The sequence below is a fragment of the Micromonospora sp. WMMD1274 genome (genome assembly GCF_049179035.1).
Classification (GTDB): Bacteria; Actinomycetota; Actinomycetes; order Mycobacteriales; family Micromonosporaceae; genus Micromonospora; species Micromonospora tulbaghiae.
Genome location: NZ_JBMHMG010000001.1, coordinates 826619 through 850585 on the forward strand (window position 1 = coordinate 826619; position 23967 = coordinate 850585).

General features: G+C 73.2%; 19 protein-coding genes. 5 read left to right on the forward strand and 14 right to left on the reverse strand.

Translation table 11 applies throughout. The features are described from left to right. Positions 1-193: 193 nt before the first annotated feature. Positions 194-2047: a DNA helicase RecQ gene (gene recQ / locus ACN27D_RS03340; protein ID WP_421498510.1), complete on the forward strand. Its 1854-nt coding sequence runs from the start codon at positions 194-196 to the stop codon at positions 2045-2047. Between the two features lie 157 nt (positions 2048-2204). On the opposite strand, the gene ACN27D_RS03345 is transcribed toward recQ, so the two are convergent. The 5 genes from ACN27D_RS03345 to rsgA form a co-directional block, all read right to left on the reverse strand. Beyond that, the gene (locus ACN27D_RS03345) at positions 2205-2855 is read right to left on the reverse strand and encodes a C39 family peptidase (RefSeq protein ID WP_421498511.1); all 651 of its coding nucleotides are present in this window, start codon (positions 2853-2855) and stop codon (positions 2205-2207) included. Positions 2856-3600: 745 nt separating this feature from the next. Next, entirely contained in the window at positions 3601-5547 is a 1947-nt protein-coding gene (gene uvrC, locus ACN27D_RS03350) for an excinuclease ABC subunit UvrC (protein ID WP_421498512.1), read from the reverse strand. Positions 5548-5630: 83 nt separating this feature from the next. Then, positions 5631-6119 (reverse strand): Rieske (2Fe-2S) protein, encoded by a 489-nt coding sequence (locus ACN27D_RS03355; RefSeq protein WP_121683574.1) that lies wholly within the window; start codon positions 6117-6119, stop codon positions 5631-5633. A gap of 118 nt (positions 6120-6237) precedes the next feature. Next, positions 6238-9180, reverse strand: coding sequence for an excinuclease ABC subunit UvrA (gene uvrA / locus ACN27D_RS03360; RefSeq protein ID WP_421498513.1), 2943 nt, complete (start codon positions 9178-9180; stop codon positions 6238-6240). 208 nt (positions 9181-9388) lie between these two features. Then, on the reverse strand, positions 9389-10468 hold the full coding sequence (gene rsgA / locus ACN27D_RS03365) for a ribosome small subunit-dependent GTPase A (protein WP_121683572.1): 1080 nt from the start codon (positions 10466-10468) through the stop codon (positions 9389-9391). 238 nt (positions 10469-10706) lie between these two features. Here rsgA and ACN27D_RS03370 point away from each other — a divergent pair, with 238 nt between their 5' ends. Both ACN27D_RS03370 and ACN27D_RS03375 read left to right on the forward strand, forming a co-directional pair. Continuing rightward, positions 10707-11423 (forward strand): maleylpyruvate isomerase family mycothiol-dependent enzyme, encoded by a 717-nt coding sequence (locus ACN27D_RS03370; protein ID WP_421498514.1) that lies wholly within the window; start codon positions 10707-10709, stop codon positions 11421-11423. A gap of 8 nt (positions 11424-11431) precedes the next feature. Then, the gene (locus ACN27D_RS03375) at positions 11432-12085 is read left to right on the forward strand and encodes an MBL fold metallo-hydrolase (RefSeq protein ID WP_120573676.1); all 654 of its coding nucleotides are present in this window, start codon (positions 11432-11434) and stop codon (positions 12083-12085) included. Positions 12086-12130: 45 nt separating this feature from the next. Here ACN27D_RS03375 and ACN27D_RS03380 read toward each other — a convergent pair whose 3' ends face one another. Then, entirely contained in the window at positions 12131-12739 is a 609-nt protein-coding gene (locus tag ACN27D_RS03380) for a DedA family protein (RefSeq protein ID WP_421498515.1), read from the reverse strand. Positions 12740-12828: 89 nt separating this feature from the next. Further along, the gene (locus ACN27D_RS03385) at positions 12829-13503 is read right to left on the reverse strand and encodes a class I SAM-dependent methyltransferase (RefSeq protein ID WP_421498516.1); all 675 of its coding nucleotides are present in this window, start codon (positions 13501-13503) and stop codon (positions 12829-12831) included. Positions 13504-13683: 180 nt separating this feature from the next. Between ACN27D_RS03385 and ACN27D_RS03390 the strand changes: the two genes are divergently transcribed. Further along, the gene (locus ACN27D_RS03390; protein WP_013287480.1) at positions 13684-13887 is read left to right on the forward strand and encodes a cold-shock protein; all 204 of its coding nucleotides are present in this window, start codon (positions 13684-13686) and stop codon (positions 13885-13887) included. A gap of 49 nt (positions 13888-13936) precedes the next feature. Here the strand turns inward: ACN27D_RS03390 and ACN27D_RS03395 are convergent, their stop codons facing one another. The 5 genes from ACN27D_RS03395 to ACN27D_RS03415 all read right to left on the reverse strand — a co-directional run bounded on the left by ACN27D_RS03395 (position 13937) and on the right by ACN27D_RS03415 (position 19186). Beyond that, on the reverse strand, positions 13937-15211 hold the full coding sequence (locus ACN27D_RS03395) for an MFS transporter (protein ID WP_358174342.1): 1275 nt from the start codon (positions 15209-15211) through the stop codon (positions 13937-13939). Positions 15212-15263: 52 nt separating this feature from the next. Continuing rightward, the gene (locus ACN27D_RS03400; protein WP_120568909.1) at positions 15264-15839 is read right to left on the reverse strand and encodes an ArsR/SmtB family transcription factor; all 576 of its coding nucleotides are present in this window, start codon (positions 15837-15839) and stop codon (positions 15264-15266) included. 97 nt (positions 15840-15936) lie between these two features. Further along, positions 15937-16845: a hypothetical protein gene (locus ACN27D_RS03405; RefSeq protein WP_120568908.1), complete on the reverse strand. Its 909-nt coding sequence runs from the start codon at positions 16843-16845 to the stop codon at positions 15937-15939. 170 nt (positions 16846-17015) lie between these two features. Further along, the gene (locus ACN27D_RS03410) at positions 17016-18665 is read right to left on the reverse strand and encodes a CocE/NonD family hydrolase (protein ID WP_393377148.1); all 1650 of its coding nucleotides are present in this window, start codon (positions 18663-18665) and stop codon (positions 17016-17018) included. 2 nt (positions 18666-18667) lie between these two features. Further along, positions 18668-19186 carry a MarR family winged helix-turn-helix transcriptional regulator gene (locus ACN27D_RS03415; protein WP_091420471.1) on the reverse strand — a complete coding sequence of 173 codons (519 nt, stop codon included), beginning with the start codon at positions 19184-19186 and terminating at the stop codon, positions 18668-18670. 136 nt (positions 19187-19322) lie between these two features. Here ACN27D_RS03415 and ACN27D_RS03420 point away from each other — a divergent pair, with 136 nt between their 5' ends. After that, on the forward strand, positions 19323-21449 hold the full coding sequence (locus tag ACN27D_RS03420; RefSeq protein WP_120568906.1) for an MMPL family transporter: 2127 nt from the start codon (positions 19323-19325) through the stop codon (positions 21447-21449). 54 nt (positions 21450-21503) lie between these two features. Here ACN27D_RS03420 and ACN27D_RS03425 read toward each other — a convergent pair whose 3' ends face one another. After that, entirely contained in the window at positions 21504-22373 is an 870-nt protein-coding gene (locus ACN27D_RS03425) for a lytic transglycosylase domain-containing protein (protein WP_121683568.1), read from the reverse strand. 32 nt (positions 22374-22405) lie between these two features. Then, entirely contained in the window at positions 22406-23878 is a 1473-nt protein-coding gene (locus tag ACN27D_RS03430; protein WP_421498517.1) for a DedA family protein, read from the reverse strand. Positions 23879-23967: the final 89 nt, after the last annotated feature.

Below are 23967 nucleotides of genomic sequence, written 5' to 3' on the forward strand. Positions count from 1 at the left end.
CGCTGTACGCGCCTCGCTCACCCGCTACCCCCAGCCGTGGCGCCGCGGCCGGTCGGCCGCGCATGGTCAATCAGCGACTCTAACGGCTGCGACCCCGCCCGGGATTCCACGGGGTGACGACCGGAACATGTCGGCGGCCCCGGGACGGCTCGCCGGGACGGGCGGTGTCGGGGGACGCTCGTAGACTGCGCGGATGGTCTCCCCCACCGACGAGCGGACCGACGCCCCCCGGACCGCCGACGCGCTCGAGGTGCTGCGCCGGGTCTTCGGGTACGACGCCTTCCGCGGCTTCCAGCAGGAGGTCGTCGAGCACGTGGTGGCCGGCGGCGACGCGCTGGTGCTCATGCCCACCGGTGGCGGCAAGTCGCTGTGCTACCAGATCCCGGCGCTGGTCCGCGACGGCGTGGCGGTGGTGGTCTCGCCGCTGATCGCGCTCATGCAGGACCAGGTCGACGCGCTCACCGCGGTCGGCGTCCGGGCCGGGTTCCTCAACTCGACCCAGGACCCCGCGCAGCGGCGCCGGGTCGAGGCGGCCTACCTCGCCGGTGAGCTGGACCTGCTCTACCTCGCCCCGGAAGGGCTCGCCGTGCGCTCCACGCTCGGCCTGCTGGAACGCGGCCGGATCGCGCTGTTCGCGATCGACGAGGCGCACTGCGTCTCGCAGTGGGGGCACGACTTCCGCCCCGACTACCTCAACCTGTCGATGCTGCACGAGCGCTGGCCGGACGTACCGCGGATCGCGCTGACCGCCACCGCGACCCGGGCGACACGCACCGAGATCGCCACCCGGCTGCGGCTCACCGAGGCCCGGCACTTCGTGGCCAGCTTCGACCGGCCCAACATCCAGTACCGCATCGTGCCCAAACGGGAACCGCGCAAGCAGTTGCTCAGCCTGCTGCGCGACGAGCACGCCGGCGACGCCGGCATCGTCTACTGCCTGTCCCGGGCCTCGGTGGAGAAGACCGCCGAGTTCCTGGTCGCCAACGGCATCCCCGCGCTGCCGTACCACGCCGGGCTGGACGCCGCGACCCGCGCCGCCAACCAGCAGCGCTTCCTGCGCGAGGACGGCCTGGTCATGGTCGCCACCATCGCGTTCGGCATGGGCATCGACAAGCCCGACGTACGCTTCGTCGCCCACCTCGACCTGCCGAAGTCGGTGGAGGGCTACTACCAGGAGACCGGCCGCGCCGGGCGCGACGGGCTGCCGTCGACGGCCTGGCTGGCGTACGGGCTCCAGGACGTGGTGCAGCAACGCAAGATGATCGAGACGTCCGAGGGCGACCTGGCGCACCGGCGCAACCTCGCCGCCCACCTGGACGCGATGCTGGCGCTCTGCGAGACGGTCCGCTGCCGCCGCGCCCAGCTGCTCGAATACTTCGGCGAGACCGAGGTGGCCGACTGCGGCAACTGCGACACCTGCCTCGACCCGCCCGAGTCCTGCGACGGCACCGTCGCCGCGCAGAAGCTGCTGTCCACCGTCTACCGGCTCGACCGCGAACGCAACCAGCGCTTCGGCGCCGGGCACAGCATCGACATCCTGCTCGGCAAGCACACCGACAAGATCGACCAGCACGGCCACGACGCGCTGAGCACCTTCGGCATCGGCACCGAACTGCGCGAGGCCGAGTGGCGTGGCGTGGTGCGGCAACTGCTCGCCGAGGGTCTGCTGGCCGTCGAGGGCGACTACGGCACGCTGGCGCTGACCGAGGCCAGCGCGGACGTGCTCGGCCGCCGCCGTACGGTCACCCTGCGCAAGGAGCCGGAGCGCCCGGCCGGCCGGTCCGCCAAGCCCCGGGGCGCTGCCACCGTCGTCGCCGACCTCTCCCCCGCCGCCGCGCCCGTCTTCGAGCGGCTCCGCGCGTGGCGCGCGGCCACCGCCAAGGAACAGGGCGTCCCGGCGTACGTCATCTTCCACGACGCGACGCTGCGGCAGATCGCCGCCGAGCCGCCCGCCTCACTGGCCGAGCTGTCCCGGGTGAACGGGGTCGGCGAGAACAAGCTCGCCAAGTACGGCGAGGCGATCCTGGCCGTCCTCGCCGAGTCCTGACACACGCGAAAGGGCCCGACCCCGTGGTGGGGTCGGGCCCTTCCGGTGTGCTGTGGCCTCGCTCTGGTTCACGCGGTGGTGCTCTGGCCCGCGAGGTCGTGCTGGCCGCATTGGCTGCGTTTCTTGCTCTGCAGCCATCGGTGCGGCGGTGTTGGTCTTAGCTGGTGCTGTAGCCGCGGGTGGCGATCCAGTCGGCGAGGTTGTCGATGCTCATCCGGTAGGTGGCGGTGTTGGGGTTGGCGCTGTCGGCGATGGTGACGGTGTGGCCGTCGTCGCGGTAGCCGATGACGCTGATGTAGTGGCCGCCTTCGAAGGAGTGGGTGTTGCCGTCGGTGTCGGTGGCGGTGCCGGCGATGTTGGCGACCACGGCCCGGCCGGCGTCGACGGTCTTGACCACGTCGGTGCGCAGGGTGTCGGTCTGCTTGTCGTCGGCCTTGGGGGTGCTGATCTCGACCGACTTGTAGGCGTTGCTGGCGCCGGTCTCCTTGTTCAGCACGGGGGTGATGTCGTTGATGCTGTTGGTGCCGGCCTCGGTGGTGCCCATCTCCTTGGCCATGGCGTGCACGTCGATGTTCTTGCCCTGCACGGACAGGGCGTTACGGGCGGCGGCGGGGCCGCAGAAGTAGAAGTTGGGCTGGGCCTCGTAGCGCACGTCGAGTTCCCGCTCACCGTGACCCTTACGGTCGGCCACCACGCTCGTGGTGGTGGGGGCGGCGTGGGCGGCGATCGCGGGTCCGGCGATGCCACCGGCGGTGGCGGCGATACCGGCAGCGGTCAGAACGGTCTTACGCAGCAGAGTGGTAGCCATGATGGTTGCCTCCCTGAAGGGGGATGACCGCGGCGGGGGTGCCACGGAGGGGAAAAGTCTTGGGGGTGGGTGCCCGGCGAAGGGCTGGCACGCGGGCGACCCAGGGGGCCTGCTGTCCGCGGCTCGGGATGTAACGACGACCGGGCGGGGGTCATTCCCTGACCTGGCGATCCGCTCGGGGTGCCTGTTCGGCGCTCGACCCGGTGCCTCGGCGGTCAGCCATGTACAACGCCCCGCGCCCGCCACCGATTCCACCCTCACGATGGCACCGACCACAGCCCCGCCCCCGCACCGCACCGGACATCGCGGACCGAACCACCCGGCCGGGCGCGGATGGCCCCGCCCCGGTCGCGGACGGGCCGTCAACTGTCGCCCTCGAACGCCAGCCCGGCACAGATCCACCCCGGCCGCGTGCGCGATCTTGCAGTTTGCTCCCCGGCGAACCTCGCAAAGCGGGCAACCCTGGGGCACCAAGTGCAAGATCGCGCGGGGCGGTTCGTGAGTGACCCGGGTGACGGCGCACCGCCCCCAGGAAGTGGACTGCGGCTTCCGCCCATCGGGACACGGCGGCGCATAAACGAGATCTTGGTACCGGATGGCCCCCATAGGGGCGCTTCCGTACCAAGATCTGCCACGGCCTCCGGAGGTGAGCTTGGGGAGCCGGCTATCAGTGGAACGTTGTGGGTGTCAAACGGGCGCGGAGACACCCATGGGGTTCCATCTGGGGTGGTGAGCGGGGGGCGGGTCAGGGACGGGGGGCGGGGTCGGTGGTGCTGGAGCCGTCCAGCGCGGCCAGGATCGCCTCGGCCGTACGCCTGCCCACCCCGGGCACCTCGGTGATCTCCTCCACGGTGGCGGACGACAGCCGCTTCAGTGAGCCGAAGTGCCGCAGCAGCGCCTTGCGGCGTACCTCGCCGAGGCCGGGGACGTTGTCCAGCGCGGATTCGGTCATCCGCTTGGAGCGCCGCTGGCGGTGGAACGTGATGGCGAAGCGGTGCGCCTCGTCGCGTACGCGTTGCAGCAGGTAGAGCGCCTCGGAGGTGCGCGGCAGGATCACCGGGAACTCGTCGTCGGGCAGCCAGACCTCCTCCAGCCGCTTGGCCAGCCCGCAGAGCGCCACGTCGTCGATGCCCAGCTCGGCGAGCGCCTTCGCGGCTGCGGCGACCTGGGGCGGGCCGCCGTCGACCACGACGAGCTGCGGCGGGTACGCGAACTTGCGCGGCCGCCCGGTGGTCGGGTCGATGCCGGGCCGGTCGGGGTCGGAGGCGGTCTCCTCGCCCAGCTCACCGGTTTCGGCGCGGGCGTCGAGGTAGCGGGCGAAGCGCCGCCGCAGTACCTCGGACATGGCCGACAGGTCGTCGGTGGCGCCGCGCACGATGAACCGGCGGTACTCGCTCTTGCGCGGCAGCCCGTCCTCGAACACGACCATGCTGGCGACCACGTCGGTGCCCTGGATCTGGGACACGTCGAAGCACTCGATGCGCAGCGGCGACGTGTTCATGCCGAGCGCGTCGGCGATTTCGTCGAGCGCCTGGCTGCGGGTGGTCAGGTCACCGGCCCGCTTGAGCTTGTGCCGGGCCAGCGCGTCCTTGGCGTTGCGTTCGACGGTCTCCAGCAGGGACCGCTTGTCGCCGCGCTGCGGCACCCGCAGCGACACCCGGCTGCCCCGGCGGGCGGTGAGCCACTCGGCGAGCGCGTCGGCGTCGCCTGGCAGCTCGGGCACGAGCAGTTCGCGGGGCACGTCGGCCTCGCCCTGCTCACCGCCGTACACCTGGGTGCAGAAGTGGTGCACGAGGTCGCCGGTGGTCAGCTCCTCGGTCTTCTCCACCACCCAGCCGCGCTGGCCGCGCACCCGGCCGCCGCGGACGTGGAAGACCTGCACGGCGGCTTCGAGCGGGTCGTCGGCGAAGGCGACCACGTCGGCGTCGGTGCCGTCGCCGAGCACCACCGTCTGCTTCTCCATCGCCCGGCGCAGCGCCGCGACGTCGTCACGCAGCCGGGCGGCCCGCTCGAACTCCAGCTGCTCGCTGGCGTCGAGCATCTCCTTCTCCAGCCGCCGGACCATGGTGTCGGTGCGGCCGGCCATGAAGTCGCAGAAGCCGTCGACGATCTCCCGGTGCCGTTCGGCGGTGACGCTGCCGACGCACGGCGCGGAGCACTTGCCGATGTAGCCGAGCAGGCAGGGCCGGCCGACCTGCCCGGCCCGCTTGAACACCCCGGACGAGCAGGTCCGCGCCGGGAAGACCCGCAGCAGCAGGTCGAGCGTCTCGCGGATCGCCCAGGCGTGGGAGTACGGCCCGAAGTAGCGCACGCCCTTGCGCTTCACCCCGCGCATCACCTGCAACCGGGGATATTCCTCGTCGAGCGTGACCGCGAGATAGGGGTACGACTTGTCGTCGCGGTAGCGGACGTTGAACCTGGGGTCATACTGCTTGATCCAGGTGTATTCCTGCTGGAGCGCCTCGACCTCGGTGGCGACGGTGATCCAGTCGACCGACTCGGCGGTGAACACCATCTGCCGGGTGCGCTGGTGCAGGCCGACCGGGTCGGCGAAGTAGGAGTTGAGCCGGCTGCGCAGGTTGCGCGCCTTGCCGACGTAGATCACCCGGCCGGTGCCGTCGCGGAAGCGGTAGACCCCTGGCGACTCCGGGATGGTGCCGGGCGCGGGACGGTAGGTCGAGGGGTCAGCCACGCTGTCAAGCCTAGTCCGCACCCCTGACACCCGACCGGAGCCGCGCCCCCGCCGACCACCGGCCGGCGGGGGCGCGGAACAGGTCAGGCCAGCTTGATCTGGTCGCCGTCGACCTTGATCTCCTTCGCCGCGAGCGGCTTGGTGGCCGGGCCGCCCTTCACCGAGCCGTCGACGATCGAGAACCGGCTGTTGTGGCAGGTGCAGTTGATCGTGCCGCCGTCGACGTTCGACACCGGGCAGCGCTGGTGCGTGCAGATCGGGTCGAACGCCTTGAACTGGCCGGCCTCGGGCTGGGTGATCACCACGCCCTGGCTGGCGAAGACGGCACCGCCGCCGACCGGGATGTCCGAGGTGCGCGCCAGCGCGCTGCCGCCGTCCCGGTCGCCGCCGCCGGCGTCGCCGGTCGCGGTGGCGCCGGGCGGGCCGCCGCTGGTCGGGGCGAGCCCCGGGGACGCGTCGTCGTCGCTGCCGCAGCCCGCGAGCACCACGGCCGCGCCGAGCGCTCCGGCTCCGGCGAGCAGGGTACGGCGGCTCTGGGTGACCGGTCGGGTCAGCGCCTGATCATCACTCATGTCCGGCCTTTCTCTCGGCTTACTGCGGAAACACGCACCAGCGTGGGGCACGGTTCATACTGGCGCGTCACAGGCCGGGCATTCGCTGCCCGGCCTGCGAGAACGCGTACCGGATGAGTCAGCGCGCCCCGGCGGGGACCTTGCGGGCGCGCGACTTGGGGCTGCCGTTGGCCTTGGCCGCCCGGGTGGTGGCCGCCTTGGCGCCCTTGGCCTCGCCGTCGAGCTTGAGGATCGGCCGCAGGAACTGCCCGGTGTGGCTCTCCGGCACCTCGGCGACCTCTTCCGGCGTGCCGGTGGCGATGACGGTGCCGCCCCGGTGACCGCCCTCCGGCCCCATGTCGATGAGCCAGTCGGCCGTCTTGATCACGTCGAGGTTGTGCTCGATGGTGATGACCGTATTGCCCTTGTCGACCAGGCCCTCCAGCACCATCAGCAGCTTGCGGATGTCCTCGAAGTGCAGGCCGGTGGTGGGCTCGTCGAGCACGTAGACGGTGCGGCCGGTGGAGCGCTTCTGGAGTTCGGAGGCGAGCTTGACGCGCTGCGCCTCGCCGCCGGACAGCGTCGGCGCGGGCTGGCCGAGCCGGACGTAGCCGAGGCCGACGTCGACGAGCGTCCGGAGGTGCCGGTGGATGGCCGGGATGGCGGAGAAGAACTCGGCCGCCTCCTCGATCGGCATGTCCAGCACCTCGGCGACCGTCTTGCCCTTGTAGTGCACCTCCAGCGTCTCGCGGTTGTAGCGCGCGCCCTTGCACACCTCGCAGGGGACGTAGACGTCCGGCAGGAAGTTCATCTCGATCTTGATGGTGCCGTCGCCGGAGCACGCCTCGCAGCGCCCGCCCTTGACGTTGAACGAGAACCGGCCCGGGCCGTACCCGCGGACCTTGGCCTCGGTGGTCTCGGCGAAGAGCTTGCGGATGTGGTCCCAGACGCCGGTGTAGGTGGCGGGGTTGGAGCGCGGCGTCCGCCCGATCGGCGACTGGTCCACGCCGACGACCTTGTCCACGTTCTCCAGGCCGGTGATCCGGGTGTGCCGGCCGGGCACCAGCCGGGCGCCGTTGATCTGGTTGGCCAGCACGGTGTAGAGGATGTCGTTCACCAGCGTCGACTTGCCCGAGCCGCTGACGCCGGTGACGGCGATGAGCTGGCCGAGCGGGAAGCTCACGGTGAGGTTGCGCAGGTTGTGCTCGCGCGCGCCGTGCACCACCAGCTCGCGGCCCGGGGTCTGCGGCCGGCGGGTGGCCGGCGTCGGGATGGACTTGCGCCCGGACAGGTACGCCCCGGTGACCGACTCGGTGTTGTCGAGCAGCGCCGGCACCGACCCGCTGTGCACGATCTCGCCGCCGTGCTCACCCGCGCCGGGGCCGATGTCGACGATCCAGTCCGCCACCCGGATGGTGTCCTCGTCGTGCTCGACCACGATCAGCGTGTTACCCAGCCCGCGCAGCCGCAGCAGCGTCTCGATGAGCCGGTGGTTGTCCCGCTGGTGCAGGCCGATCGACGGCTCGTCGAGCACGTAGAGCACGCCGACCAGACCGGAGCCGATCTGGGTGGCCAGCCGGATGCGCTGGGCCTCACCGCCGGAGAGCGTGCCGGCCGGGCGGTCCAGCGAGAGGTAGTCCAGGCCGACGTCGAGCAGGAACTTCAGCCGGGCGTTGATCTCCTTGAGGACCCGCTCGGCGATCATCTTCTGCCGGTCGGTCAGCTCGATGCCGGCCAGCAGGTCGGCCGCCTCGCCGACGGAGAGGTTGCAGACCTCGGCGATGCTCTTGCCGGCCAGCGTGACCGCGAGCACCTCCGGCTTGAGCCGGGTGCCGCCGCAGGCCGCGCAGGGCACGTCCCGCATGTAGCCCTCGTACTTCTCCCGGGACCACTCCGACTCGGTGTCGGTGTGCCGGCGCTCGATCCACTGCACCACGCCCTCGAAGCCGGTGTAGTAGGAGCGCTCGCGGCCGTACTTGTTGCGGTAGCGCACGTGCACCTGGTCGTCGGAGCCGTGCAGGATCGTCTTCTGTGCCCGCGACGGCAGCGCCCGCCACGGCGTGTCGATGTCGAAGTGCTCGGCCTCGCCGAGCGCCTCCAGCAGCCGCAGGAAGTATTCGAGGTTGTGCCCGGTGGCCCAGGGCTGGATCGCGCCGTCGCGCAGCGTGCGCTCCGGGTCGGGGATGACCAGTTCCGGGTCCACCTCCTTCTTGGTGCCGAGGCCGGTGCACTCCGGGCAGGCGCCGTACGGGGCGTTGAAGGAGAAGACGCGGGGTTCCAGGTCCTCGATGGCGAGCGGGTGGTCGTTCGGGCAGGCCAGGTGCTCGGAGTAGCGCCGCTCCCGGGCCGGGTCGTCCTCCGGCAGGTCGACGAAGTCGAGCAGCACCAGGCCGCCGGAGAGGCCGAGCGCGGCCTCGACCGAGTCGGTCAGCCGCTGCTTGGCGCTGGGCTTGACGCTGAGCCGGTCGATCACCACCTCGATGGTGTGCTTCTCCTGCTTCTTGAGCTTCGGCGGCTCGGTCAGCGGGTGCACCACGCCGTCGACCCGGGCCCGGGCGTAGCCCTTGGACTGGAGCTCGGCGAACAGGTCGACGTACTCGCCCTTGCGGCCGCGCACCACCGGCGCCAGCACCATGAACCGGGTGCCCTCGGCCATGGCCAGGACCCGGTCGACGATCTGCTGCGGGCTCTGCTTGGAGATCCGCTCGCCGCAGATCGGGCAGTGCGGCTCGCCGATGCGGGCGAACAGCAGACGGAGGTAGTCGTAGACCTCGGTGATCGTGCCGACGGTGGAGCGCGGGTTGCGCGAGGTGGACTTCTGGTCGATGGAGACGGCGGGACTGAGGCCCTCGATGAAGTCGACGTCGGGCTTGTCCATCTGGCCGAGGAACTGCCGGGCGTACGACGACAGCGACTCGACGTAGCGGCGCTGCCCCTCGGCGAAGATGGTGTCGAACGCCAGGCTCGACTTGCCCGAACCGGAGAGCCCGGTGAAGACGATCAGGGCGTCCCGGGGCAGGTCGAGACTGACGTCACGCAGGTTGTGCTCGCGCGCGCCACGGATGATCAGTCGGTCGGCCACGGTGCGTGTGCTCCCGGAAGAAGAATGTGAGGCGGATCTGTGCACCAGACGCCGGGTCTGGGTGGTTTTCACAGGTTGTCGGGGCGCAGAAAAGACGCCTCGGCAACTCTAGCCCCGACGTATGACAACTTCCGTCGCGCGAACATTCCCCCAGCTCAGGCCGGTCGGGCGCGAACCACGCAGGTCGGCCCGACCGGCCCGGGCCGGTTCAGAATGCCCCGGGAGCGGGCGGGGTCGCCGGACGCCCGGTGCGTCGCCGCCCGCCCCGCCAGCCACCCCGCCGTTCGGCCGCCAGCCGGGCCGCGCGCCGGCCGCTCTCGTGCTCGATCTCCCGCTGCAGCCGGCGCCAGCTCTCCCAGCGGCGCACCGGCAGTTCCCCGTCCTCCAGCGCCTCCCGCACCGCGCAGCCCGGCTCGGCGTCGTGGGCGCAGTCGCCGTACCGGCAGCCGGCGGCCAGCTCGGTGATGTCGGCGAACGCCCGGTCCAGGCCGGACGCGCCGTCGAGCAGGCCGACCGCCCGTACGCCGGGGGTGTCCAGCACCGCTCCCCCACCCGGCAGCGGCACCAGCGACCGCCAGGTGGTGGTGTGCCGGCCCTTGCCGTCGACGCGGCGGATCGCCTGGGTGCGCATCACGTCGGCGCCGGCCAGCGCGTTGACCAGGCTCGACTTGCCGGCGCCGGAGGGGCCGAGCAGGCCGAGCGTGCGTCCCGGGGCGACGTGCCGGCGCAGCGGCGCCAGGCCGGTGCCCCGCTCGGCGCTGACCGGCAGGACCGGCACCCCGGGCGCGAGGTCGGCCAACTGCCGGGCCACCGCCGCCGGGTCGGCGGCCAGGTCGGCCTTGGTGAGCACGACGAGCGGCTCCGCCCCGGATTCGTGCACCAGGGAGAGCAGCCGTTCGATCCGCGCGGCGTCCGGTTCCGGGTGCACCGGCTCGACCACCGCGGCGGCGTCGAGGTTGGCGGCCAGCACCTGCCCGCTGGCGTCCTTGCCCGCGGTACGCCGCACCAGGGCGGTACGCCGCGGCAGCACCGCCTCCACCGTGACCGGGCCGTCGGGCCAGGTGGACAGCAGTACCCAGTCACCCGCGCAGGGCAGCGCGGTCAGGTCGCGGGCGGCGGCGGACAGCACGCCGCCGCCGAGGCTGGCCCGCACCGGCCCTTGCGGGCACAGCACGGTGCAGACGCCCCGGTCCACCCGGGCGACCCGCCCGTGACGGTGGCCGGCACGCCGGTCGAGATGGGCCGCCCAGCCGGCGTCCCAGCCGAGGGCGGTCAGATCGAGAGTCATGGTGTCCTCATCGGTGTCGAGGGGAGGTACGGCGGAGCACACGCGTTGCGACCGGCATGCGCACCACCTCCTCTCCGACTCCCGGTGCCGCGTTCGCGACGACGTGGACCCCGGCGCGTCCGGCGCCGGCGGCGATGTCGTCGGCCCCGACGGTAGGTGGCACGACGACGCGCCGAAAGCGATTTCCCCCCGGGCACGGCCCGGTCCGGCCCGCTAGGGTCGGACGCGTGAGAACGAGATGACGAGCGACCCCCTGCTGCTGACCGGCGCGCTGGCCGAGGCGAACGACCGGCTGCTGCGTACCGTGTCCGGCCTGACCGCCGCGGACGTCGCGGCACCCTCGCTGCTGCCGGGCTGGACCCGCGCGCACGTGCTCACCCACCTGGCCCGCAACGCCGACGGGTTCGTCAACCTGCTCACCTCGGCGCGCACCGGCGAGGAGATCCCGATGTACGCCTCGGCGCAGGCCCGCGCCGACGACATCGACACCGGCGCCGGCCGCGGCCCGGCCGACCTGCTGGACGACGTACGCCGCAGCGGCCAGCGCTTCGACGCGGCGGTCGCCGCGATGCCCGTGGAGGCCTGGGGCGCCACGGTGCAGACCCGGCGCGGCCCGTGGCCGGCGGCGATGCTGGTCTGGGGCCGGCTGCGCGAGGTCGAGGTGCACCACGTCGACCTGGCGACCGGTTACCGGCCCGCGGACTGGCCGGAGGCGTTCGCCCAGCGGCTGCTGCACGAGGTGGTGACCGGGCTGGCCGGCAACCCGGCCGCACCCGCCATGGTGCTGCGCTTCGACGGCGCGGCGTCCGAACTCGTCGTGGGTGACCCCGAGGGGGCGCCCACGGTCACCGGCCCCGCGCCGGAACTCGCCGCCTGGCTGACCGGCCGGGGCGCGGGCGAGCTGCTCACCGTCGAACCCGACGGCCCTCTGCCGAACCCACCGGAATGGATCTGAACATCGTCATGACCTACACCGGAGACGTCACGCCCGGCGGTCCGCCGGCCGTGCGCGAGCTCGACCGGCTCACCGTCACCAAGCTGTCGGTGGGCCCGATGGACAACAACGCCTATCTGCTGCGCTGCAACGCCACCGGCGAGCAGGTGCTGATCGACGCCGCGAACGAGGCGCCGCGCCTGCTGGAGCTGGTCGGCGACGGTGGTCTGGCCGCCGTGGTGACCACGCACCAGCACATGGACCACTGGGTCGCGCTGGAGGAGGTGGTGGCCAAGACCGGGGCGCGCGCGCTGGTGCACGCCGACGACGCCGAGGGTCTGCCCATCGAGGCCGAGCGGCTCGGCGACGGCGACACGGTGCCGGTCGGCGACTGCGCGCTGGAGGTCATCCACCTGCGCGGGCACACGCCGGGCTCGATCGCGCTGCTCTACCGCGACCCGGCCGGCACCCCGCATCTTTTCACTGGAGATTCACTTTTTCCGGGTGGAATCGGTAACACGGACCAGGACCCGGAGCGTTTCGGCCGGCTCATCGACGACGTCGAGGCCAAGCTCTTCGACCGGCTGCCGGACGACACCTGGTTCTACCCCGGCCACGGCAAGGACAGCACCATCGGCGCCGAGCGGCCCGCGTTGCCGCAGTGGCGCGCCCGCGGCTGGTGAGCACGCCCGGTCCGGCCTCCCCCGTGACGGCCGGGCCGGGCGCGGTCAGCCGGTGACCGTCCGCAGCCGGCGCCGGGTGGCGAGCAGCACCGGACCGGCCAGCAGCAGCCCGACCGCCATGGTCAGCACCGTCGGGTTGAGCGCGCCGGGCAGCAGGCCGGTCAGCGTCCGCGCGGCGAGCCCCAGCGCCACGTAGAGCCCGGCCCACGCGGTGGCCCCCAGCGCCGCGCAGGCCAGGAACCGCCGGTACGACATCCGCAGCCCGCCGGCGGCCAGCGGCAGCAGCGCGTTGAACACCGGCAGGAACGGCGCCACCAGCACGATCCGTCCGCCGCCGCGGTGCAGCAGCGTCTCGGCGGCGGCCCAGCGGGACTCGCCGATCCAGCCGCCCACCCGGCTGTCCCGCAGCCGCCCGCCCCAGCGCCGGCCGGCGAAGAAGCTCAGCGACCAGCCGGCCAGGCAGCCCGCGACCACCGCCGCGACGGTGAGCGCACCACCGGCCGGACGACCCGCGCCGACCGCGGCCAGGACCGCGGCGTCGCCGGGCACCAGCACCCCGATCAGGGGTACGGCGTCGGCGAGCATGACCACGCCGAGCAGCCCCATCAGCAGGATGGTGGGCAGCTCACCGGCGGCGGCCACGATCTCGTTCATGAGCTGCACGCTATGCCCCGGCGGCACGCCGGCACATCGGGCATGATCCCCCAGTGGTCCCCGACACCCGCCCGGGCGGACCCTTAGGGTCAGCGGGGTCGCAGCACCTGCACCCGGCGTACCGGGGAGTCGACCGAAGGTTCGGTGGTCGGCACCGGATAGCTGGCCACCAGCTCCAGTCCGTCCGGCGGCAGGTGGCCCCGGTCCGGGTCGCCGACCAGCACCTGCACGCCGCGCGCGGCGCACCGTCGCAGGTAGGGCAGGACCCGGGCGGCCAGGCCCGCGTCGTAGAGCGCGTCCCCGGCCACCAGCAGGTCGGCGGCGGCCACCCCGTCGAGCAGGTCGGCGCCGTCGGCGGCGACCCGGACCCGGTTGGCCCGGGCGTTGACGGTGACCGCCGCCACCGCGTACGGGTCGATGTCGTTGGCGACCACCTGGTCGGCCCCGGCGAGCGCGGCGGCGATGGCGACCAGCCCCGATCCGGCGCCCAGGTCGAGCACCCTCCGCCCGGCGACCAGTTCGGGGTGGTCCAGCAGGTGCCGGGCCAGCGCCTGGCCACCGGCCCAGACCGACGCCCAGTACGGCGGCGGCAGCGACCGCCCGGCGGCGGCCTCCATCCGGGCCCACCACAGGATGGCGTCCTCGGCCAGGTGCAGGCACACCTCCGGCACGAACGGCGTACCGACCAGGCGCAGGCGGTCCGGGCCCCCGCCGGGTGCCGCGATCTCCTGCTCCAGGTCGGCCAGCGCCGTCTGCCTGTTCATCGGGGCAAGCATGCCGTGCCCGGCCCGGCGGCGGGCACTTTTTCCGGTCGCGCACGTATTCACGGGCGCGCCGCGCGCTTCCGGCAGCGAATTCCGGTCCGGACGGTTACTGTCGGGGTGGTACAGGGCGATCACCGGCTGCGGAGCCGGTGCTCGCTCGCATTGAACAGGGAGAGACGCATGGCAACCGGCACGGTCAAGTGGTTCAACTCGGAAAAGGGCTTCGGCTTCATCGAGCAGGACGGCGGAGGCCCGGACGTGTTCGTCCACTACTCGGCCATCCAGAGCAGTGGCTACCGCGAGCTGAACGAGGGCCAGAAGGTCGAGTTCGAGGTGACCCAGGGGCAGAAGGGCCCGCAGGCGGACAACGTTCGTCCGATGTAACGCGTGCCGGTGGCGGCGGTCGGGCTCCGACCGCCGCCGCAGTGCATCATCAGGACGGCGCGGTCGGCAGGTCGCGCCGTCTCCGTAGTGGCCCGGCCAGCAGGATCAGCGGGGTCAGCGCCAGCCAGGCGGTCATCACCCGGATCGCGCCGCCCGGCCCCCACGCCGCGCCCAGCGCTCCGGCGAGCAGGGCGGCCAGCGGAATCGTCCCGTAGTTGAGCAGATGCATGCTCACCGTGACGCGGCCGAGCAGCCGGTGCGGCGTGTACGTCTGCCGGAAGCTGCCCTTGACCACGTTGCCGACGGCGACGCCGAGGCTCACCAGCACCCCGCCGAGCACCAGCCAGCCGGTGCGCGCGCCCGGGCCAGCGAGCGGGATCAGCAGCGCGGGCGGTCCGGTCAGGGCGCCGGCGACGAGAAGCGTGCGGGCGCTGCCGAGCCGGCGGGACAGGCGCGCGGCCAGCGCGGCGCCGATCACGCCACCGAGGCTGGCGAGTCCGATCAGGAGGCCGACCAGCCCGGCGGGCAGCTCGGCCGAGCGGACCAGGAACACCACGAGCACCGCCTGGTAGCCGGTGAGCCCGATGTTGCTCGCCGCCCCGAAGACCGTCAGCACCCGCAGGTACGGGTCGCGCACGACGAACCGCAGCCCGGCGGCGACCTCCCGGCGCAGCGACGCCGTACCGGCGGGACGGTGCGGCCGGGCCTCGACGGCGCGGATGCGGCGCAGGCACAGCGCGGAGAACAGGAAGCTCAGCGCGTCCAGCGCCACCGCTGCCACCGCGCCGACGATCTGGGCGACCAGACCGGCCAGACCGGGCCCGACGAGGTAGCTCGCCGTCTGGGTGGCGTGCAGCCGGGCGTTGGCCTCGGGCACCTGCTCGGGACGCAGCAGCGTGGGCAGGTAGACCTGGTCGGCGGTCTCGAAGAACACCCGGGCCAGCCCGGCGCCGAGCGCCACGACCAGCAGGTGGCCGACGGTGAGCAGTCCGAGCAGGGCCGCCACCGGCACGCTCGCGAACAGCGCGGCGCCGGCCAGGTCGGCGGCGATCATCACGGGCCGGCGGCGGACGCGGTCGACCCACGCTCCGACCGGCAGGCCGGCGAGCAGCCACGGCAGCCACGCGGCCGCGGTGAGCACCGCCACCTGGAACGTGGTCGCGTCGAGCACCGCGACCGCCACCAGCGGCAGCGCCACGACTGTCATGTTGCTGCCCACGGCGCTGACCGTGTGGGCGGTCCAGAGCAGCCGGAAGTCGCGGTGCCGGAACAGACCGCCGCGCGGCGGGGCGGGGCGCTCGGACGGGCGCGCGGGGGCGGTCACCACGGGCACCCCGGTAAGGCGTTCGCGGCCGGCGCCGGAACGCTGTGGGCGGTCACGGACGGCCCGGGACGCCGTGGGCGAACACGAAGACCGGTTCCCGGCGCTGCCCGTCGTCGGGCACCGGCCGGTCGGCCCACCGGGTGAGCAGGGCGATCACCTCGCGCCCGAGCGCCTCCAACTCGTCCGGGGTCAGGTGCAGCCAGTGGTCGGTGCTGAACGGTGCGTCGTTCCACGCGGCGTGCGTCTCGTCGGACGCGGTGTGCCAGGCCCGCACCAGCTCGGTGTGCCGCGCCAGGTTGAGCGAGCCGGCGGCCTCGACGACCACCCGGGTGGACGGGTCGTCGCCGAAGTCGGACTCGGACCAGCGCACGCCCCGGCTGCGGGGCTTCCACCAGCGTTCCCGGCGGTCGCGGGCCAGCTCGGGCGCCTCGACCAGCAGGTCGGCGGCGGCGAGCACCTTGAGGTGGTGGCTCACGTTCGCCGGCGCCTGGTCGGTGTGCTCGGCGAGCATGCCGACGGTGCACGGGCCGTACACCTTGAGCACGTCCATGAGGCGGCGACGCAGTGGGTGGGCGAGCGCGGCGAGCACCCGCGAGTCGGTGACCTGGCGGACGGTGTGCTGTTCCATGCGGCGAGTCTGGCATCCGCAAGAGTTGTTGCGCAACACCTCTTGCCGAATTGACCGGACCGCGGCGCCGCGACGCGAGGGTCGCGGCGCCGGACGGTCAGGCGGTCAGCCGGCGGGACAGTTCGTCGGCCACGTCCCGGGCGATCTGCGGCGGGATGGCCTCGGCGATCTTCTCCGGCGGCAGCCCGGCCAGCACCCCGGAGACGATCTGTTCCTCGTCGGTGAAGTCCTTGCCGGACAGCTCGTTCACTTGCGCCACCAGCGCCGGCCACGCGCGCAGCATCGCCAGCATCTGCTGCAACGGCGAGTTCGCCATCGGCGGGTTGACCAGGCCGGTGGTGTTCACCGGTGAGATGAGCCAGTTGCGCAGGTTCTGCAGGTCGGCCAGGACGTCGCCGACCGTGCGGCCCTTCGAGCCGGTGTTGCCGATGAGCTTGTCGGTCTGTTCCATGTCGTCCTCCGGTTTCACGACGGCGATCATCCCGATCGCGGTGAGGTAGCGGCGGAACAGCGGGGTCTGGTCCCGCCCCGCCTTTGTGGAGTCGCGGAAGAAGCTGAAGTGGGTGTGGAACAGGTGGCTGCTGTCACCGCTGGTCCGCCGGCCCAGCCGGTCCCAGCGGCGCACCGTCCGCCCGTCCGGGGAGTAGATGATCTCCCGGATGTCTCGGGTGTCGGCCGCGTTCGCCGCGCACTGCGCCACCATCCAGGCGGAGAAGGTCCGCAGGTTGTGCGTCCCGCCGCCGGAGCGGACGGAGAACGTGCCGACGTCCAGCGCCGACGCGTACAGCGTCAGCCCGGACCGGTCCCGGCTGGACTCCACCACCGAGTAGTCGTTCGTGACGACCCGGTCGGAGCCGCAGTGGTAGCCGCCGCGATGGTTGACGTCGCCGACGATGCCGACCTCCGCCGGCTCCAGGTCGTCGGCGCGTACGGCCTTCTTGTCGACGTTGAGGTAGGTGAGTAACAGGTTCCGGACGGCCAGCAGGTTCGCCGGGGCCGACGTCATGGCAGCTCCCCTTCCGATCGATGACCGGCGAGGGCACAGCAATCACACCGCGTGATGACATGCGATCCGCGGACGCGCCCCGCCGGATAACTGCACGGCACCGGGCACTTGCTCCGAGCTTAACCACGGTTAGGCAAAAGTGCCCAGCTCAGAGGCGGTTTTTTGAACTATCAGCCCGCTGTGGACGGTGCCGGCACGAGCGGCAGCACCAACGCCGAGGGATGCTCACGATCGTGGAGGATCTCCCGCCAGCCAGCACGGAGGGTCACAGCGGTGCCGAGTGGCTCGCCGGTGCCGGGGTTGCGCGCGTAGCGGGGGTGGGCGCCGCCGGAGACCTGCACCCGCAGCCGGTGCCCGGACGCGAAGCGGTACGCCGTCGGCCAGAGCGTCACCGGCACGGTGACCACTCCGGACGGATCGCGCGGGAACCGCCCGGGTTCGACGCGGACCAGGCCGTCGCAGACGTTCCAGGAGCGTCCGCGCCGGTCCACGTCGCACAGACGCACGAACACGTCCAGGTACGACAGTTCGCTGCGCAGGTGGATCTCGGCGCGTACCGGCCCGGCCACCTCGACCGGGTCACGCAACGGCTCGCTGGTGTAGGTGAGCACGTCGGGGCGGGCCTCGACCGGCCGGTTGTCCACCGCGCCGGCCCGCTGGGCGACAAGCAGCGGGCCACCGAGCGACGGGGTGGGGTCGGCCGGGTCGTACCAGATCCGGTCCGGCGCGCCGCGCTCCTGCGGCTCCGGGGCCAGCCCTCCCGCGGAGCGCAGGTGCCACCGGGCGGGCGTGGCCGGTGGCGGCCAGTCCGGCAGGTCACGCCAGCCGCCGCCGGCGCCGCCGACGTGCACCCGCACCGGCGCGCGTTCCGGCCCGGGCCGCCCGGCCAGGTGGGTGTCGAGCCAGTCCAGGCCCTCCCGCAGCGAGGCCAGGAGCAGCCCCGGGCTGCCGTGCGTCCACGGCCCGACGACCAGGCGGGTCCGCGCCCCGGCGGCCCGCAGGCGGGCGTAGTCGTCGAGCTGGGCCGGCAGGAAGATGTCCTGCCAGCCGCTGACCATGGCGACCGGCGCGCGGACCTCGGTGATCCGGTCGCCGAAGACCCGGGTACGCCAGTAGTCGGCGTCGGGGGTGTGGTGGCGCAGCCACTCCTGGAAGAACGGCACCGTCACGCCGGTGGCGACCCGGTCGGCCTCGGCCAGCGGCAGGTGCGCCAGGGCGCGGGCGAGCCGGGGCTGGCCGCGCTTGAGTTCCCACTGCCGGGCCAGCCAGGGCACCGTCTGCGCCTGGAGCAGCTCGGCCCAGGTGAGCACCGTGTCCAGCGCGAACGACTCCCCCGCGTACGTCGAGTCGCGGGTGGCCGACGCGGTCACCACGGCGACCATCGCGCGCAGCTCGTCGCCCGCCTCGGCGGCGAGCGCCCACTGTACGAAGCCCTGGTAGCTGGCGCCGAACATGCCGAACGCGCCGGTCCACCACCGCTGGCGGCGCAGCCAGTCCAGCGTGTCCAGGCCGTCCTCGCGCTCGTGCACGAGCGGGGCGAACTCGCCGCCGGAGCCGAACGTGCCGCGGCACGACTGGATCACCACGTGGAAGCCCCGCTCGGCGATCAGGCGGCCCAGCAGCCGGACCGGCCCGCCCCGCCCGTACGGGGTGCGGATCAGCACGCACGGCGCGGCGGGCAGGCCGGGCGCGTAGTGGTCGGTGCGCAGCGTCACGCCGTCGCGTACCCGGACCGGGATGTCCCGGGTGACGGCGACCCGCCCGGTGCGGGCGGCGGGCAGTCGTAGCGCCGCGGTGGCGGCCCGGGTGACCAGCCGCATGATCAGTCGGCCGGGCCGGAGGCGGCCCCGCGACGGGGTGCCGCGCGGATCTCGTCCCGGTGGGTCCGCATGGAGTGCACCATCTCGGCCATGAACCGGTGCACCACCGCCAGCTCGTCGTCGCTGAAGCGCTCCATCACCTCGTCGGTACGGCGACCCAGCGGCCCGAAGAAGCTCTGCGCGAGCGTGGCGCCGCGGTCGGCGTAGTGCAGGAGGATCTTGCGCCGGTCGGCGGTGTCCCGGTCGCGCCGGATGTGGCCGCCGCGTTCCAGCCGGTCGACGAGCGCGGTCACCGAGCCGGAGGAGAGGTTGAGCGCCTCGCCGAGCCGGCCGGGGGTGATCGGGTCGCCCACCAACTCGGCCTCCATGACCGCGATCAGTGCGTACAGGTCGGTGGCGTTGAGCCCGTGCAGGCCGGCGAACGCGTGCCCGATGTGCTGCGCGTCGACCGAGTAACGACGCAGGTCGTTGGTGATGTCGGCCACCATGCGACCGCGTGGGTCGTCGCGTCGCCGGTACATCCTGTGCGCCGCCACCGCTTGCCGCCACCCCCTGTCGAACAGTTCCGGTTGCAGCATAGAACCACCCCGGATAATCTCGCTCATCAAGATACTCGTTAAGAGAGAATCCCCCGCGACCAATATGTGAGGGCATCAGATGTCTCTGTTCACCCGCGTCGTCCGGGGCCGGCTGGCCGCCTGGCTCACGCTGGCCGCCGCGCTCGTCGTCGGCGTGGTCGCCTTCGGGCTGCCGAAGCCGGACAATCCGGCGCCCGTCTCCGACACCGGCCTGTCCGTGGAGTGGCAGTCGACACAGGTCGAGCGGCTCCAGGAGCAGTTGCCCTCCAAGGACGCCCAGACCGCCCTGGTGGTGGTCAGCCGCGCCGACGGGGGCCCGCTCAGCGGCGCGGACCGCAGCACGCTCGACGGCATCTCCGGCGACCTCGGCTCGCTCGCCGCCGGCGGGCGGGTCTCCCCCGCCCAGGTCTCCCCGGACGGCACCGTGGCGCTGGTCGCGGTGCCGCTGTCCACCGAGGGCGGGCCGTCGGCGGTGGTCGACGAGGTGGAGAAGCTCCGCGAGGCGGTCGGTGACCTGCCCGGCGAGCTGACCGTCGAGGTCACCGGCGGGCCCGCGTTCACCGCCGACCTGGGCAAGGTGTTCCAGGGCGCCGACACCACGCTGCTGCTGGTCACCGCCGCCGTGGTGGCGGTGCTGCTGCTCGTCACCTACCGCAGCCCGTTCCTGTGGCTCGTGCCGCTGCTGGTGGTGGGCGCGACCGAGCAGATCACGCTGCGCGTGGTGGAGTCCCTCGTACCGGCCTTCGGCATCTACCTGCCCAGCGGGCAGGTGACGGGCATCGCCAGCGTGCTGGTGTTCGGCGCCGCCACCAACTACGCGTTGCTGCTCATCGCCCGCTACCGCGAGGAGCTGCGCCGCGAGGAGGACCGGTTCGCCGCCATGCGGTCCGCGCTGCGCCGCACCGCCGAGCCGATCCTGGCCAGCGGCAGCACGGTCGTCCTCGGCGTGCTCACGCTGCTGCTGTCCGAGCAGGAGACCAACCGGGCGCTCGCCCTGGCCTGCGCCACCGGCGTGATCTTCGCCATGCTCTCCGCGCTGTTCGTGCTCCCCGCCGCGCTGCTGCTGTTCGGCCGGGGCCTGTTCTGGCCGTTCGTCCCCCGCGTCGGCAGCGCCGCCCGCGAGGGCCGGATCTGGGGCCGCCTCGGCGAGCTGGTCGTCCGCCGGCCGCTGCCGGTCGCCGCGCTCGCCGTCCTGCTGCTCGCCGGCCTCGCCCTCGGCGGCCTGGGCATCCGCACCGGGCTGTCCGAGACCGAGCAGTTCAGCGAGAAGCCGGAGGCGGTCGCCGGAGCGGAGACGCTCGCCCGGGCGTTCCCGGCCGGCAGCACCCAGCCGGTCGCGGTGCTCACCACCCCGCAGGCCGCCCAGGCCGTCCTCGCCGCGGCCGGCGGCGTCGACGGGGTCGCCTCGGCCCGGCCAGGCGCCGCCGGGGACCGGGTCGCCCAGATCGACGTGGTGCTCACCGCCGAGCCGGGCAGCGCCGCGTCCGACCGGGCCGTGGTGGCGCTGCGCGACGCCGTGTCCGCCGTACCGGACTCGGCACCGCCCGCCGTGGAGGGCGCGGACGCCCCCGACGGCGCCCTGGTCGGTGGTTCGGTCGCCGCGACGTACGACTCGAACGAGGCCAACACCAAGGACCTCAAGCTGATCCTGCCGCTCATCCTGCTGCTGGTCGGCGCGGTGCTGGTGCTGCTGCTGCGCGGACTCCTGGCGCCGCTGCTGCTGGTGCTGACCGTGATCGCTTCGTTCTTCGCCAGCCTCGGCGCGGCCTGGCTGCTCTTCGACCACGTGCTGGACTTCCCGGCGCTGGACAGCGGGGTGCTGCTGCTCGCGTTCGTGTTCCTGGTGGCACTCGGCGTCGACTACAACATCTTCCTGGTCACCCGGGCCCGGGAGGACGCCCGGCGCAGCGGCACCCGCGACGGCATGCTGTCGGCGCTGCGGGTTACCGGCGGCGTCATCACCAGCGCCGGCATCCTGCTCGCGGCGGTGTTCGCGGTGCTCGGCGTGCTGCCGCTGATCACGCTCACCCAGATCGGCATCATTGTCTGCATCGGCGTGCTGCTGGACACGCTGCTGGTCCGGACCGTCCTGGTGCCGGCGCTGGCGTTCCTGCTCGGCGACCGGTTCTGGTGGCCCGGACGGATCACCCGGGACGCCGACGCGTCCACCGGGGCGCCGGCCGAGCCGGTTCCCGCACGGGACTGAACCGGCGGGCGGGGGCCGGCGTACGCGCCGGCCCCCGCCCGATCGTCCGGTCGCTCAGAAGCTCAGGCACTCGCACTCGGTCATCAGCGCCCGCACGTTGCGCACGTACTGCGGGTTGGGGATGGCCAGCGGCTGGTCCTCCCGCGCCACCGCGCCGTGCCCGTAGTTGTAGGCGGCGATCACGGCGTTGAGCAGGCAGGAGTTCAGCTCGCTGGTGCACAGCGAGGCGTCGAGCCGGTAGTCGGACTCGAAGTACATGTCGCCGATGTACTTGGTCAGCCAGGCCAGGTAGGTGCCGCCCAGGTAGGCGTTGTCCCGGTAGGCGTCGATGTCGTACGACTGGCCGAACCGCTGGTTCATCCACTCCGCCGTGGCCGGCATGACCTGCATCAGCCCGACCCCGCCGTCACAGGCGATGATGTTGGACTGCCACCCGCTCTCCTGCCAGGCGGTGGCCTTCAGCAGCGCCGACGGGATGCGGATGTCCGGCGCCGAGGTCGGCCAGTAGGTGCGCGCCGCGGCGTCGGCGAGCGCCGCCTTGACCTGGCTCTGGCTGGCCTTGGTGCCCCGGTAGGTCGGCTTGCAGCCGTCGTCCACCGGCTTCGGCGGCGCCGGTGGCACCTGGGTCTCGGTCGGCGGCTTCGGCCGGGCCAGCGGCGCCGTGGTCGTGCGGGTCGGCTTCGCCCGCGGCTTCGGTTTCGCCGACGCGCTCGGGCTGGGCCGCCCGCCCATCGCCGCGACCGCCGCCGGCTCCTCGCTCGGCGCGTCGGCCGGCGCTTCCTGGGGTTGCTCCGCCGGCGCCGCCGTGGGCAGTTCCACGGCGACCTCCCGGACCGGCTGTTCCTGTTCGCCGCACGCCGTCAGCGTGGCCGCCGCGAACAGCGCCACCACCGTCACGGCCCACCGGCCGAGTCCTCGCCGCATCGGACCTCCCCGTAGTCCCCCGTCGGCGCACCCTAGCAAGGATCGACAGGTCCGGGGGGTACCCGCGACGCGGGCCGGCGCCGCCGGGGCCGGGGCGGCGACTCCGCCGGGACCGCGCCGGCCGGCCGAGCCCCGGGCTCGGCGTCGGCGGGCCGCTCGTCGCGGTCCGCCAGCCGGTTCCGGGTCGCCCACGCCACCACGAACACGGTCGTCCAGGCGAGGCCGAGCAGGACCGCCGTGACGGTGCCGCTGGCCGTACTGAAGCCGAGGTAGAGCCGCGCGCCGGTGACAGTGACCACCCCCGCCGACGCGGCCGTCCACACCGCCGCGCCCACCGGCCAGCGGGCACCCCGCGACAGCAGCCAGGCGAGCGTGCCGAAGCTCGCGGTCACCACCGCGTTCTGCGTCGGGAACAGGTCACCGGGGCGGTCCGGGCCACCCGGACCGGTCAGGTCCGCGACGACGACGAGCAACACCAGCGGTACGGCGGCGCCGACAGTGCCCAGCACGCCGAGCGGGTCGGCCCGCCACGCCCGGCCCCGCCGCGCCACCACCGCGGCCACCACCGCCACCGCGGCGATCAGCACCCAGCCGCGCAGCACCGACACCGCGAGCAGCGCCGTGTCGACCACACCCGGGGTACGCCGGGCGGCGAACCAGTCGGCGACCAGCCCATCGAGGACACCCAGCCCGCTGTGCGCGACGACCGCCTCCAGCAGGACCGCCACGCCCAGCCCGGCGACGAACAGCAGCGCCAGCCCCAACGCCAGGTTGATCAGCAGGGTCCAGGCCGGGCCGACCCGCATGGCGACCAGGAAGAACAGCACCCCGTACCGGGCCCGCAGCCAGCGCAGCGGCGGCAACGCGGCGGCCCGCGCCGCCAGCGCGCGTACCGGGTCCGGGTTGCGCCCCAGCCAGCGGCCGGCGAGCACCACGGCGAGCAGGCACAGCAGCAGGGCCAGCACCGCTCCGGTGGCCCGGCCGAGCAGCTTCGACACCCGCTCGTACGACTCACCGGCCAGGTAGCCGGCCAGCACCGAGGCGCCGACCCAGCTCGCCACCCCGGCCAGGTTCCACGGCGCGAACCGCCGGTACGGCATCCCCGCCGACCCGGCCAGCCGGGGCGCCAGCGTGCGGGCGAACGCGATCCAGCGGGCGGCGAGCACGCCCCGGCCGCCGAGGCGCTCCAGCAGCGAGTCGGCCCGCCGCCACCGGTGCGCGCCGATCCGGGCCCCCACGCCCGAGGCGCGCAGCCGGGGGCCGTAGCGGCGGCCCGCCCGCCACGCGAGTGTGTCTCCGATCACGGCGGCGGCGGTCATGACCACCAGCACGGGCGCGAGGCGCAGCGTCCCCGCGTACGCTAGGAAGCCGACCAGAAGCAGGGTCGCCTCGCCGGGCATCAGCAGCCCGACGATCACCGCGGTCTCCGCCGCGACGATCGCCGCGGCGGCCAGGTAGATCAGCAGGGGCGGCAGCTCCTGCAGCCAGCTCAGCAGGTCAGGCATCGGACACCCCGCACGGGTGTCAGCATGCCAGTCGCTGGAACGGTCGGCACAGCACTTTCGACGCAGATCCGGGCGATCTCGGGGTGACC